Origin of the sequence: Pseudophaeobacter sp. C1-32P7 (assembly GCF_041008775.1) — a bacterium.
In the GTDB taxonomy this organism is placed as follows: Bacteria; Pseudomonadota; Alphaproteobacteria; order Rhodobacterales; family Rhodobacteraceae; genus Phycobacter; species Phycobacter gallaeciensis_A.
Genome location: NZ_JAXGFR010000006.1, coordinates 23,950 through 38,021, shown reverse-complemented (window position 1 = coordinate 38,021; position 14,072 = coordinate 23,950). Strand labels below are relative to the sequence as shown.

11 protein-coding genes are annotated in these 14,072 nt (G+C 60.7%); 7 read left to right on the top strand and 4 right to left on the bottom strand.

Translation table 11 applies throughout. The features are described from left to right. Positions 1-199 precede the first annotated feature (199 nt). Both SM763_RS10160 and SM763_RS10155 read right to left on the bottom strand, forming a co-directional pair. Entirely contained in the window at positions 200-967 is a 768-nt protein-coding gene (locus SM763_RS10160; protein ID WP_368998442.1) for an amino acid ABC transporter ATP-binding protein, read from the bottom strand. 53 nt (positions 968-1,020) lie between these two features. Then, positions 1,021-1,683, bottom strand: a complete 663-nt coding sequence (locus SM763_RS10155) for a GntR family transcriptional regulator (protein ID WP_274839757.1) — start codon at positions 1,681-1,683, stop codon at positions 1,021-1,023. A gap of 182 nt (positions 1,684-1,865) precedes the next feature. On the opposite strand from SM763_RS10155, the gene SM763_RS10150 reads away from it, so the two are divergent. The 3 genes from SM763_RS10150 to SM763_RS10140 all read left to right on the top strand — a co-directional run bounded on the left by SM763_RS10150 (position 1,866) and on the right by SM763_RS10140 (position 4,654). Further along, entirely contained in the window at positions 1,866-2,675 is an 810-nt protein-coding gene (locus SM763_RS10150) for an ABC transporter substrate-binding protein (protein ID WP_368998441.1), read from the top strand. A gap of 94 nt (positions 2,676-2,769) precedes the next feature. After that, positions 2,770-3,441, top strand: a complete 672-nt coding sequence (locus SM763_RS10145; RefSeq protein WP_065272818.1) for an amino acid ABC transporter permease — start codon at positions 2,770-2,772, stop codon at positions 3,439-3,441. Positions 3,442-3,505: 64 nt separating this feature from the next. After that, positions 3,506-4,654, top strand: a complete 1,149-nt coding sequence (locus tag SM763_RS10140) for an aminotransferase class V-fold PLP-dependent enzyme (RefSeq protein WP_368998440.1) — start codon at positions 3,506-3,508, stop codon at positions 4,652-4,654. A 61-nt stretch (positions 4,655-4,715) separates the two neighbouring features. Here the strand turns inward: SM763_RS10140 and SM763_RS10135 are convergent, their stop codons facing one another. Together SM763_RS10135 and SM763_RS10130 are read right to left on the bottom strand one after the other, a co-directional pair. Further along, the gene (locus SM763_RS10135; protein WP_065272816.1) at positions 4,716-5,213 is read right to left on the bottom strand and encodes a hypothetical protein; all 498 of its coding nucleotides are present in this window, start codon (positions 5,211-5,213) and stop codon (positions 4,716-4,718) included. Beyond that, on the bottom strand, positions 5,210-5,899 hold the full coding sequence (locus SM763_RS10130) for a helix-turn-helix transcriptional regulator (protein ID WP_082996106.1): 690 nt from the start codon (positions 5,897-5,899) through the stop codon (positions 5,210-5,212). Before SM763_RS10130 ends, SM763_RS10135 begins: the two co-directional genes overlap by 4 nt. 710 nt (positions 5,900-6,609) lie before the next feature. On the opposite strand from SM763_RS10130, the gene SM763_RS10125 reads away from it, so the two are divergent. The 4 genes from SM763_RS10125 to SM763_RS10110 all read left to right on the top strand — a co-directional run bounded on the left by SM763_RS10125 (position 6,610) and on the right by SM763_RS10110 (position 14,072). Next, complete coding sequence (locus SM763_RS10125; protein ID WP_065272815.1) at positions 6,610-8,067, top strand: hypothetical protein; 1,458 nt, start codon at positions 6,610-6,612, stop codon at positions 8,065-8,067. Between the two features lie 237 nt (positions 8,068-8,304). Next, on the top strand, positions 8,305-10,218 hold the full coding sequence (locus SM763_RS10120; RefSeq protein WP_368998439.1) for a hypothetical protein: 1,914 nt from the start codon (positions 8,305-8,307) through the stop codon (positions 10,216-10,218). 69 nt (positions 10,219-10,287) lie between these two features. Continuing rightward, entirely contained in the window at positions 10,288-12,741 is a 2,454-nt protein-coding gene (locus SM763_RS10115; protein WP_368998438.1) for a type I secretion system permease/ATPase, read from the top strand. Next, positions 12,738-14,072, top strand: coding sequence for an HlyD family type I secretion periplasmic adaptor subunit (locus tag SM763_RS10110; RefSeq protein ID WP_065272813.1), 1,335 nt, complete (start codon positions 12,738-12,740; stop codon positions 14,070-14,072). The genes SM763_RS10115 and SM763_RS10110 overlap by 4 nt, the downstream gene beginning before the upstream one ends.

Sequence of the window (14,072 nt, the reverse complement as noted above, 5' to 3'; positions counted from 1 at the left end):
GTTACTTACCTATTTGGAGCCTTCACAGAGCGCTCATAGCCGTGCTGTTGCAGGACAACACACGCCCTGGAGATCTTCACGCTAGGTAAAATTAATGTATGTCCGGTTACCCCCGCCCCTCTGGAAAGGTGAATCAAAAGGAAAACAGGTTCAATTTTCCGCATTCATTCCGTTTTCTGAGCAACCGGACGCCCCCCCATCAATGGCCAAGAATTTGGTTGAGGAAACCCTGGGTCCGTTGGTGTTGTGGCGCAGAAAAAAACAGCTCTGGCGTGTTTTCCTCGATTACTTTTCCCTCATCCATGAAGATCACCCGATCCGCCACCTGCCGGGCAAATCCCATTTCATGGGTTACGCAAACCATGGTCATTCCGGTTTCTGCCAGCTCGATCATGGTGTCCAGAACTTCCTTAATGACCTCAGGGTCCAAGGCCGACGTCGGCTCGTCAAATAGCATCACGCGGGGCCGCATGCACAGGGCCCGGGCGATGGCCACCCGCTGCTGCTGACCACCGGACAATTGCCCGGGATATTTCTCTGCCTGGTTCTCGATATGCACCTTTGCCAGAAAACTGCGGGCAGTGGCCTCGGCCTCTTCCCGCGACAGGCCCCTGACGGACATCGGCGCCAGAATGCAGTTTTCCAGGATCGTCATATGCGGGAACAGGTTGAAGTGCTGAAAACACGTACCAACCTCGGACCGTACCTGCCCGATATTCTTCAAATCCGAGGTCAGCTCGGTGCCATCGACGACAATCTGCCCTTCCTGATGGGCCTCCAGCCGATTGATGCAGCGGATCAGCGTGGATTTACCCGACCCTGATGGCCCAGCGATGACGATCCGCTCACCCTTCTTCACCGTCAGGTCGATCCCCCGTAACACGTGAAAGTCGCCATACCATTTGTCGAGACCGGAAATCTGGATCACGGCATCTTCACGTGTCTTGGTCAGTGTCTGATTGGTCATGCTCTGCCCCTGAAAAGCCCTTGAAATACGGCGCGCACTGTGGCGCCGGTGATTCATTCTGTGCCCGCCTCATTGCCCGACACCCGCAGGTAACTGTCTTCTCCGGCCAGCACGAAGCGCGTCAGCAAGAGCTCCACATCCGCGCTCCTGCGGCTCTTGAAAGTCTCCAGCATGCGGCGGTGAAAGGCGACCAGTACCCGGTGCGCCTGGGTGTCGCGCAGGGTTGCCATGCGGACCGCCTGTATCTGCACCATGTAGCGCTGGATCGTGTCGCGCAGCTCGGCATTCGGAACCGCCATGACCCAGGTCCGCCGGATATCCTCGGAGGCACGGTAGAGCGCCTCTATGTCTCCTGTCTCAAGCGTGCTTTCAGACAGGGTAACGGCCTGCTGCATCCGCTCGAAATCATCAGCCGTCAGCTCATGCGTGGCGAGTGCGGCAGCCCGGGGCTCCAACAGGCGTCGCAATTCAAAGATTTCCAGAATCTGTCGCGGCTCCAGCGTTGGCAGGGTGAAGCCCCGGGTGGTGCTTGCCAGATAGCCCTCGTGCGTCAACCGCATCAGGGCATCGCGCACCGGCATCCGCGACACCTCGAACTCCGCTGCAATGGCGGTATCCACCAGACGGTCATCGGGGGTCAGCTCACCGCGCTGAATGCGCCCCAGATAGGCATCATAGATCACATCCTTCATGTGCCGCTTGGGTGTATCCGACATGTGAGCCCCTACTTTCGTATACAGAAACAACAAACTAATCCCTTTATACACAGCCATATAAGGCCTGAAAAGGTTTATACTTAAAATAAAAGCTTGAAGCCGTATACTGATTCTGACTACCGTAGACGATAAGCGCGGAGCCCAATCAACCGCGCAGCTTGCTTCAACAAGGGGGGTTTCCCATGACTTTCAAAACTCGAATGCTTACCGGACTGGCCGCAGCGGCCTTGGTCGCGGTATCCGGCCTTGCGGCAACCGCGCAGGAGACGCTCAAGATCGGCTCTTACCCGGCCAACCCGCCTTGGGAGTACAAGAACGAAGACGGCAAGTTCGAAGGCTTCGAGGTCGACATCATCAACGAAATCGCCTCTCGCATCGGCGCCGAAGCCGAGATCAGCGGTCTCGACTTCCGGGCGCTTTTCGTCGCTACCGCATCGCGCCGGGTGGATGCGGTGATTTCCTCGCTCACCATCACCAACGAACGGCTTGAGGCGCAATCCTTTACCCAGCCTTATTTTTCCGGCGCCCTGGGTGTGGGGACCAAGGACGGCGCAGGCATCGCCAGCGTTGCGGACCTTGGCGGCAAGCGGGTCGGTTCCATCGCGACCTCCTTCCCTGAAAACTGGCTGAAAGAGCGCGAAGGTGAAATCGGCTATGCGTCCTATTCCAGCTACGACAGCACCGCCAACATGCTGACGGATCTGCGCAGCGGTCGTATCGACGCGGCCGTCAATGACATCGTCGGCCTGCGCTATGCCTTCAATCAGGAACACATGACCGGCCTGTCCATTGCGGTCGAGATCCCGACCGGCGACAAATTCGCCATCATGATGCCCAAGGGATCGGAACGCCTTGAGGCCTTCAACGACGCGATTTCAGAGATGAAGACCGATGGCACCATGGCGAAGCTTTACGAGAAATGGTTCCACGTTGCGCCCAAGGCCGACAGCCTGACCGTGACCCCACTGCCGGTCCCGACCTCGGCAGACTAAACGTTGGGCGCAGCGGGGGATGGGATCGCCCACCCTCGCTGCGCCTGCCGGACCAACCCTTTGGCCCAACGTCCTACAGACAGCAGAGTATCACATGGAAATTTTCGATATCTTCTTCAATCTGGACGTGATGCAGCGCGCCTTTCCCATCCTGATGCGCGGCCTGCTGAACACGCTTCTTCTGGGCGCTTCCGCAATTGTGGTGGGTGGCAGCCTTGGCGTGCTGATCTGTCTGGTCCGGCTTTATGCCGCGAAACCCTTCCGGCTGCTGGCCACCTTTTACATAGACCTGTTGCGCGCGATCCCCGTGCTGGTGGTGCTGATCCTCGTCTACTACGCCCTGCCCTTTGCCGGGATCGTCTTTTCTTCTTTCGTCGCGGCCACCATCGCCCTGTCACTGGTGCTGGCCGCCTATACCGCCGAGGTGGTGCGCGCGGGCATCGAAGCGGTACCAAAGGGCCAGTTCGAAGCCTCCGAGGCGCTTGGCCTTTCGTTTCTCACCACCATGCGCAAGGTCGTGCTGCCGCAGGCCTTTCGCATGATGATCCCGCCGCTGGCGTCTTATTGTGTTGCGATCATCAAGGACACCTCGCTGGCCTCGGTGGTGGCGATGGATGACCTACTGAAACAGGCAACCGATGCGCAGGCGCTGTTTGCCAACCCGACCCCGCTATTGCTGGCTGCCGCCATTTATGCCGCGTTCCTGTGGCCTCTGGTCCGGTTCACCAGCTGGCTCGAACAACACTATAAACGTGGCTACCGCTAATCCCCGGCTGAGCCATCCCACTCCCGGCGCCCCCGGCGCCCAATCCCATTCCACGGAGAAGACCATGTCCGCAGTTTCCGGCGGCGGCGACGCCTACCTGTTGTATCATTCCATCGGCCACTACCCCGAAAAAGAGGCCGACCTGTCCCGCGGGTTGAATGATTTTGCCCAGACCTGGGCCGCCTTCGACGACGGACAATGGGGCGAGATCCTGCACAAGCGCCAGCAGTTCATTGACCTTTGGGAACAACTGATCAAGGCGCCGCAAGGCACCCTTACCACGGCCGAAAACGTGACCGCCGCACTGATGTCGGTGATCGGTGCCCTGCCTGCCGAAACACTGAAAGGCAAAAAGGTCCTGGTGGCCGAGGATGGCTTTCCGTCGCTGCATTTCCTGCTCAGCGGTCTTTCGGAGCGTTACGAGTTCGACCTGCAGACCGTTGCCATGCGGCAAGGCGCCCATTGGGTCGAGGATGACGATATTCTGGCCGAATGGGACGAAAACGTCGGTCTGGCCCTGCTCACCTGGATCAGCTCCACCAGTTCACACCGCAGCGACATTGAACGTCTGGCTGCCCATGGCCGCAAGATGGGCAGCCTGATCGGCGTCGATATCACCCAAGGCGCCGGATTGCTGCCTTATGACGTGGCCAAACCCAAGGCCGATTTCGTGATTTCTACCAGCCTCAAATGGCTCTGTGGCACGCCAGGCGCCGGTATTATCTACGTGGATGAAGGCCTGCTGCCACAGTGTGAGCCAGACCTGCGTGGATGGTTTTCGCAGGACAACCCGTTCTCCTGGGCACTGGATGCCTTTTCCTTTGCCCCGGATGCGCGCCGCTTCGACAACGGCACCCCCTCCTGCCTGCCTGCGGTCGCCAGCCTGCCCGCGCTGCAATGGCGGATGCAGCAGGACGATGCCGCGTTCGTGGCACATAACCGCGCCCTGTCGCAGCAGCTGTGCGACGGGCTCACCTCTCTTGGCCTGAGACTTGCCAGCCCGCTGGATCCTGACAAGCGTGGTGGCAGCCTGATGGTTTCCCTGCCGCAGGACACCCCGGCGCCGGAGGTGCTGGAGCAGCTACGCGCCCAGCAGATCTATATGGATGCACGCGGTCAGATCCTGCGCATGTCCCCGGGAACCATCACCACCGAAGCAGGCGTTTCGCGTGCCCTGCAAGCGCTTGGCAGCCTGTTGGCAAAGGCCGCCTGACACCACACACGCCTCACCGCCGCGGTGTCCACGGGCGCGGCGGCGGCCCTGGTCGGCCCTGTCAGGTCGGAAACCCGTAATCCTGAACGATCTTCCAGATGGTGCTGTTAACGTCCTGAAGCGTGGCGATCGTGCGTTCGATCTCTTCTATCGCGCGATCATCGACATCACTTGTCTGCCCGATCTTCAGCCGGTCCTTGCGGTCGGAAATGCGCATCAGAATTGTCCGCGCCATGCCCGCGTCCTTGTCAAAGGAATAGATGCAGTGATTGTACCTGTTCCGCAGGGCCGACTGGCGCATCATCAGCTTGGTCGCCTCCAGCACCCGCCCCCGCAGTTCTCGGTCACAGCGCTCCAGCTTGACCAGGCGCTCGACCAGTTCGACCCGGGCGCGGGTGGTGTTGAGCGTCAGAAAGATGATCAGCGCCGCTTCGGTATCCGTATCGGTCAGCCCCGCAATCAGATGGATGAACAGGCTTTCGGTATTGGTCCAGGTGTAGTTGAGGCGACCGATCAACATCAGCAACTGAGAAAAGTTCTGATCGGCCGCCAGAGTCATCCGGTCCTAGCCTCACTAAAGTATAGCCCGGCAGCCTCGGTCCGGTTCCGCACGCCCAGCTTCTTCATGATATTGTGCATGTGCAGTTTCACCGTGTGCTCCGAAACCGCGAGATCGGCCGCGATCAGCTTGTTCTGCTTGCCCCGCGCCACAAGACGCAGGATCTCGTTCTCGCGCGGAGTGAGGTTCGCGTCGGCGCAGCGGCAGCCGCCGGTGACTTGCTCGCTCACCCGGGAAGATGCCTGGGGCCGCACCTTGGCCAATAGCGCGTTCGGAACGCAGCCCTGGTCCAGGATCAGCAGCCGCAGCATCGACAGCCAGCAATCAAGCTGCAGGTTCATCGGCAGGAACCCGAAACGGCCTAGCTCCTGCCGTCCGCGCACGTGCCGGTAGAACTCGGCCGCGACATCATCGTCGTGATAGGCCAGAACCACCCGTTTCGGAGCCAGCAGTTTGACGGCCTCAAGGCCCTTTTCGATATCCTCTTCGATGACCTCCTGCTCGACAAGCGCAAGGGAGGTTGGACCGGGAACAGTCATGCCCTCGGAATGTTCGAGAATCTTCAACTGGTCGATGCTCTTCAGCCGAATAAGCTGAACACCCGCATATTCCTGCTTGATCACACGGGCACATTGTTCGGACAGGGTCGCCCCCCCGCCTAGGATCGTAATAGACTTTACACTCATAACACTACTCCACAACCCATCGAGGTCGGGACCGACTGCTCAACAGTCCGGCTTCAAATGTTGCAATATTTTTACATCGGGTGTCTGTCGCAATCCTCAACAGCAAGGGTGCGGTTTTTGTCGCCGGTAATGTCAGCTTCCCCCATCGGGATGGCCCCCCGGCGCTGTTAGGCGCGACCACCTCTGAATAAACATTACACAAATCGAACCAAGAGGTGAAATTCTAATTTATATTAACCTTTAGACTTAACGCGAAGCCGCCTGCCCGGGGCCGAGCGCCCTGCATCAGGAAAATCTTAACGTTATATTAACTAACATTTTTTCAGTCGACGCGACGCTGACCATCCTCTTGACAGCCGCTGACCTGGGTCCTTTTCGGAAAGGGCTTGCTTCTGCTGAAATAGACCGAATCGGTAGTAGCCCCCTGCCCAACTTTCCGAATCCCACTACAAACTTTGCCCATTTGTTCTAAGCGGAAAGAAACCACGCCGGTTCGAGCATTAATATTTCATCCAGCTATTTTTTCACCCGGTCCACGCGCACTCTGGTCCAGCGCTTATTGCAGCGCCCGGAATGCCAATGCCTGCTGAAGGCGGCGTTCCCCGAAGCCAGCTGGACACACATGCCCGGCTGAACTCAACCGCCCGGAGATGGCCGTTTTAGAGATGACTGACGGTCGCAGCGGGCAAACCGACAAAGGACCCAAAGCAATGTCTATCAAAAACAATCAAACCGCGCTCGGATGGTTCAACAACAGCCCGGTGACCTATAACGACAACGGCGATCAGGAACAAACCCAGGACCAGGATCAAGGACAAGGTCAGGGGCAAGCCCAGGGCCAAGGTCAGGGTCAGGCGCAGTCCCAGGAAAGCCTCAACCTCAACGGTAATGGCAACGGCAACCTGAACCTCAATGGCAACGCGAGCCTGAACGGCAACGCCAACGGTAACGCCAATGGCAACTGGAATTACGATTACAACGAGGACGTCGATTCCAACACCAATACGGACAGCAACACCAACAACAACAACACCACGACGACCAACAGCGACACCAATATCAGTCGCACGGCCACCGACAGCTCCCACACCACCGATACGGACGTGGACGTGGATATCGATATCGATATGGAAGGCTACATGCCCAACGATGACGACTTTGCCGACATCGACGTGCAGGGTGGCTCCTCGATTGGTGATGTGCTGATGACCGAAGACGGCGATATGCACTACGACATCGGCGATGACGTGAACCTGGAAAACCTGCTCAACAATGCGCTCAACGGCCCGGGCAATGATGTCGGCACCGTCAACGTCATGAACAACAAGCTCAATGACAACGACTCGCTGCATGATCCGGATGTCACCAATTCCGGCGCCGGCTTCAACCAGAATGGCAGTGCCACCGGTGGCTCGGCAGAGGCTGACGAAGGCATCGCGGCCGAAGGTGGCAGCGGCTCCAGCGGCGGAGACGCCGGTTCCAGCGGCGGTGACGCGCTTGGCGCAGCCTTTGGCGGCTGGTCGCAATCCGACGATGTCGAATCCGGTGATGGCGGCGGCGGCGGCGCAGCCTCTGCTCAGGGCGGCGCCAGCGGCGCGGCCGATGCCACCAGCGTGAATGTTGGCGTCGGTGTCGGTGCAGCGGCCAGTGGCGCGGCTGCAGGTGCATCAGCGGTCGAAGGTGGTATTGACCTTGGCCTGCTTGACTTCCTGGAAGGCGGCGATGCGGCTGCGGCGATTGCGGCGGCCAGCTCTGGCGCCATGGCCGGAGGCGGCGGGATCGCTGCGGGCGCACATTCCAGCGCAGCCTCTGGTGCGGCTGGTGCAGCCGGCGCAGCCGGTGGTGCAGGCGGCGCAACCGGCAGCGCGGTTGGTGGCAGCACCACTGCAGGCGCGGCCCATTCCTCGGTGATCGGCGGCGACGCAGCGATGGCCGTCGGTGGTGACGGCGGCAGCGGCGGCAGCGGCGGCATGTGGGGATCGCACAACGGGGATGACGGCTTCGTCACAGGCGAATCCTATGCCTCGGCAGATGCGATCCTGGACACCACGGCGTTCAACCAGTCGATCACCATGGGTGCAAATGTCCTTGGCAATACCGTGGACATGACCACCGTCGGTCACGATCTGAACTCGACCTACACCCTGACCGGCGAAGACGACGGCTGACCCCACAGCCGGGGGTGTCGGACAACGTGTCGGCACCCCACCAGAAACCGGCCCGCGCGGCGTATCTATCGCGCGGGCTTGCCCCGAAACTCTTTTTCCGTATCGGTAGCGTCCGCCATGTTTATGGACAAGACGACAGAAGCGATCGCATATTTTATCGGCCTCTTTCAAACGGTTACCGAAAATACACATTCACGTATTGAATATAGCAGCTTCCGGTTCCAACAAAAGAAACAGATGCTCGACCTGCTGCAGGAACACTCCGCAGCCCGCGATTTCGTCTACGGCCCACAGGGGTACGCCCCGCAGGCTCAGGATGCCACGCCTTACAGCCTTCCGGCACCGACACCCGCGCCCCAGGCGCCGCAGCCTCTTCCGCAAACCTCTCTGGCACCGCCTGATGTCCACCTGCCGTCAGGCGCCTTGGCGCCTCCGCTGGAGCAGGCCAGTGCTGCCGGGCCGAGCGGCGCTCTGCCGCCAGTCCATGCAGCACCGCCGCCGGGCGCTTCCGTACATGTTACATTGCAGGTGAACACGCTGGTGGATCAGGACAATCTGAACATCTCCGCAGAAACCGCTCAGGGCTTCGTGCAGACTCAGAGCGAGAACCTGATGGAGCTGCAAGTTCTGGCCGCGCGCTTGCAGGTGCTGGATCCTGAGGCCGTCACCCTCGCTACCGATCAGTTTTCCAGTCAATCTGACGATCTGGCAGAGGAAAACGACCTGCCAAGCCCGGCCGAGGTGGGCGAAACGATCATCACGCAGATCCTCGACCGCGCCGATGATGCTGCGGCGCAGACACCAGCCGCTACAGTCCATATCGCCACGGGCACATCCCTGCAGGGTGTGACAGTGAACGGTGAGGCAGAGCCGGAGCTACCCGCCTGGCAGGACGCACTGCCGCAACCCCTGCAACCCGATGCCGAAACAGAAACGGACGAAACACCACAGGCGGCCGACACCCCAACCCAGACCACTGGTGAGAACCTCGCTCTCAACGAAGCGATAATCAGCGGCGGTGGCGTCGATGCGGCCGTCATCGCGGTCGGGGGCGACGTGGCCAGCCTGGATGTAATTTCGCAGGTCAACGTGCTGCGGGATGACGCTGCGCGGCCCGAAGAGGACAACCAGCTGATCAACGCAGCCAGCTTTGACGGACAGCCGACAGAAACCGCCCCGCCCGGAACCGGCGGCGCGGGCAGTCTGCCCGGCCCGGTGACCCTCGCCTGTGTCGAGGACGACCTGATCACCTATGACTGGATTCACCAGATCAATATGATCCGGGATGAGGATACGGTCTCCTTCACCACCTCCGGCAGCGAAACCACCCTGTCCACCGGTGAAAACCAAGCCATCAATTTCAACTTCACCGGCACCTTTGGTCAGGCCTACGACCTGATCCTTGTTGCCGGCGACATGATTTCGCAAAACATAATTTCGCAGACCAATATCCTGCTGGATGAAGATTTCTGGCTGTCCCATCCCGCACCGACCCCGGCTTCTCAACCCGCTGCAGCCAGTCAAAGCTCCGACAACGCGCTGATCAACAGCGCGTCGATCACCCATACCGGAGAAGACCAGATCAGCGCCCTCACCGGGGACTTCCGCGCTCTGCTGGATGGGTTCGACCCCGAAGCGCCCGACCTGTCGCCGGTTCTGACCAGCGGCCTCTGGGCCCCGCAGGAGGTGCTGAGCGTCCTTTATGTCGGCGGCGACCTCATCCAGATGCGCGAGGTCACCCAGATCAATGTCCTCTCCGACAGCGACCTGATCGACATTCCCAACGCCCCGGACGGCCCCGAGCCCCCTGAGGCTCCGAGTGATGCGGCGATGGTCAGCACGGGCGCCAATGCGACCGTAAATCTGGCCACGATCTTCGACAATGGTCTGCCTTCTCATGTGATGTCGGGCGGATCGGTGTTTTCCGACGCGGTCTTGTACCAGGCCCAGCTGATTTCCGGCGATGCGCCGCCCACCGATGTGCGTCTTGCGCCCGGCCCCGAAGCGCCACTGGCAAGCGAAGCGGTTGCCTTTCTGACCGATCTGAATGCCACCGGAAACGCCGCGGATGCGGATCACACAGCCGCGTCAACCGCGGTTCAAGACGATGCGCCCGCACATCTGGATGTCATGCAGACGATGCTGGCCTGAACCAATAGGGACTGAGACCAGGGACGAACACACGGACGAGAAACAGGGACGAAACACAGGGGGAGTGTCATGAAAATTACCAAATACGATGCACGCTGCGGCACCGAGGAAGAAGAAGCAATCGACAACCAAAAAGATCTGCAGGTCTTGCAGGCAAAGGCCGCAGCCTCACTAAAATCTGGTCGAACCGCAGGCTTCCCGCACACCGTAGCCACGGCGCCGCAACAGGAAGAGCAAACAAGCACTCTGACATTGGTCACCGACGATCAAGACCAGCAAAAGCTGGAACGGTTCGGGCCGGAGCAGCCGGAGGCCAAACCGGATCCCGCGCCCTATTGCCTGGAACGCCACATGCGCCGACCCACCGAGGAACCGGCGCCTCCCAATTCGGGCCACGAACCTGCCGCAAGCGATAGCCCCCCCTCTCTCGCAATGCCGCAACCTACCCCGGCAGAGGCCGAGATCACACCTGAGACGATGAAGGCTGCCGACCCGGAAGTCGCGCCCGAAACCACGCCCTCCTCCAAACCCCGGCCAGCCCCCAAGGCCGGGCCGTTCTCTCAAGCCTTACAGACTGCCAGAGCGAAACAGAAAGCCCCCGAGGAAGGCCGCATGACCCCACCGGCCCGCGGGCTGGGCGGGACAACGCTGGAGGGGCAGATCAATACCCGTGTGCGCAAGCAGGACGACGCCGCAGAGCCCCCTGCCAATGGCGGCGGCAATGGCGGCAACGGAGGCGGCAATGGCGGCGGTGGCGGGCCTGCACGGTTCCACCGGCGGCTTGGACCACAGAACTACGAAAAGAGCCTGCGCGAAGGCGTCGTGGCGGTCCGGCGCAATATGGGCTTCGTGATGCTGATGACCTGCGCCACCAATGTTCTGGTGCTGGCCATCCCGCTTTATCTGTTTCAGATCTCCGACCGCGTGCTGACCAGCCGCTCGGTGGATACGCTGATCATGCTGACGCTGGTGATTGCCGGCGCGGTGATCCTGCAGTCAGTCTTTGACGCGGTGCGACGCTTCATGCTGATGCGCACCGCGGTCGAGGTGGCTGCCCGCCTTGGCGCGCCGATCCTGAGCGCGGCGGCGCATGCCTCGCTGCATGGATCCGGGCGCGAGTATCAGGCCTTGGGCGATTTGCAGCAGGTGCGAAGTTTCCTCACCTCCGGCACGCTGATGTCCTTTCTCGACGTGCCCTTTGCGCCGATCTTTATGGTCGCGATCTTTTTGGTGCATCCGCATCTGGGCTATATCGTTGCGGGAACGGCAATCGTTCTGCTGGTGATCGCAAACGTGAACCAGAAAATGACCGCGCGCCCCTTTGCCGAGGCGAACCTGGCGCAGTCAAAAGCGAATATGCACCTCGATTCCATGACCCGGAACAGCCAGATCATCAACGCGCTGGCGATGATTCCTGAGGCGGTCACCATCTGGGGCCGCGACACTGCGGCTTCGCTGACCTCGCAGGTCCGCGCGCAAGACCGCAACGTGATGTCTGCCACCCTGTCGCGCGGAGTGCGGCTACTGACGCAGGTCGGCATGCTGGGATGGGGCGCCTATCTGGCGATTGCCGGGGAGATTACCGGCGGCATGGTGATTGCTGCCTCGATCATTGCCGGTCGGGCGCTGGCCCCGGTCGAAGGCGCCATCGAAGGCTGGAACGCCTTCCTGCTGTCGCGCTCGGCTTATGGTCGGATTTCCAACCTTCTCACCCGCTCTGCCCATCAGTTCGAACGGCTGCGCCTGCCCGATCCGCAAGGTCGGCTGGATGTGGAGCGGCTGCTATATGTCCCGAACGGCACCAAACAGGTGGTGCTGAATGCTGTCGGATTTTCTCTGGAACCCGGCGATACGCTGGCGGTGATCGGCAATTCCGGCGCGGGCAAGACGACGCTGGGCAAGATGCTGGTGGGGTCGATCCTGCCGACCTCGGGCAATGTCCGGCTTGATCTGATGGATCTGCGAAACTGGGAGCCGCGCCAGCTGGGCGAGAACATAGGTTACCTGCCACAGGACGTGCAGCTGTTCCCCGGCTCCATCAAACAGAACATCGCCCGGATGCGCGATGATGCCACCGACGAACAGATCCACCGCGCTGCGGTACTGGCCGACGTGCACAACATGATCGCGTCACTGCCGCAGGGCTATGAAACCATGGTGGCAGCGGATGGATCGCCCCTGTCGGGTGGGCAGAAACAGCGTATCGCCCTGGCCCGGGCCTTCTTTGGCAATCCGCGGCTTCTGGTTCTGGACGAGCCGAATTCGAACCTGGATGTCGCGGGTGATCAGGCGCTGGCGCGCGCCATTCAGCACGCCAAGGAGAACAAGATCACCGTGGTGGTCATCACCCAGAAACCAACGCTGCTGAGCGTTGTCGACAAGATCATGCTGCTGTCGGACGGCAATGTCGCCTTGATGGGGCATCGCAATGAAGTGCTGAAGCAGCTGGCCAATTTCCAGCAAGGCAACGCCCGTGGTCCCGAAGGGGGCACCACGCCCACACAAGGGGGGAACGCGCAATGACACAGACCGTCGATCTCATGGAATGGCACCACGAGGTGCCCCGCTCGATCCGCAAGCATGTGATCTTTGGCATCGCGCTCTTTGCCATCGCCTTTGGCGGATTTGGCACCTGGGCCTTCCGCGCACCACTGGCGGCGGCGGTGATCTCGCAGGGCAGCTTCGTCGCCACCGGCCAGAACAAGATCGTCCAGCACCTGGAAGGCGGCATCATCGAGGCGATCCTTGTCTCCGAGGGCGACCGCATCAGCAAGGGCGATCAGATCATCCAGCTGAAACAGACCGCGGCCCAGGCCGACCTGCGCGAAATGGAGTTCCGCAAGGCGCGGCTTGAGGCCGCCGAAGCGCGGGTTCGGGCCGAATATGATGAGGCGGAGGAGGTCACGTTCTCCCCCCGCCTTCTGCAACTGGCCAAAGAGAACCAGCAGGTGGCCCAAATCGTTGAGGATCAGCGGCTATCCTTTGCCTCGGCCCGGCACATGCAGCAAAAGGAGCTGGAGATTCTGGAGAATGGTATCGCCTCGCTTCAAATCCGCAGCAAGGGCTACAAGGCGCAGCTGGCCGCTTATCGCGCGCGGGGCGTGAACCTCGGCGAAGAGCTAAGCGACAAGGAAGCCCTGCTGGAACGCGGCCTGATCCGGCGCCCCGAATTCAACTATGTGCGCCGCGCGATGCTGGAGACAGACGGCCATATCGCACGGATTGAATCAGAGGTTGAAGAAATAGAACGATCCCGGCTTAAGTTTGAGCTGGAGATCGAAAAACTGACAACGGAACGTCGGCGCAAGGCGCTGGATGAGCTGCAGGCCGTGCAGGCCGAGTTGGACACGATCCGCGAAAAGGCCCGCAAGGCCAAGGACGTGCTGTCCCGCTCGACCGTTGTGGCGCCCGTCAACGGCACCATCGTGCGCCTTTACTACCACAGTTCTGGCGGCGTCATCGAAAGCGGCAAACCCATCGCCGAGATCCTGCCCGCCGATGCACCCCTGCTGATCGAAACCCTGGTGCCGCGCACTGATATCGACAGTATCCGCGTCGGACAGGTCGCGGCGGTACGGCTTTCGGCGCTGAACCGGCGCACCACGCCGATGCTGACCGGTCACGTGAGTTACCTGTCGGCGGATTCCATCACCGACACCTCGCAGGGCATCGCCCGCGAGGTCTATGTCGCCCATATTGATCTGTCGTCAGCGGAATATGCGAGGGTGTCGCACTTCGCGCCGGTGCCTGGGATGCCTGCCGACATCATGATCGAAACCGAGGAGCGGACCTTCTTTGAATATCTGATCAAACCGGTGAAGGACAGCATGTCACGCGCATTCCGGGAGCAATGA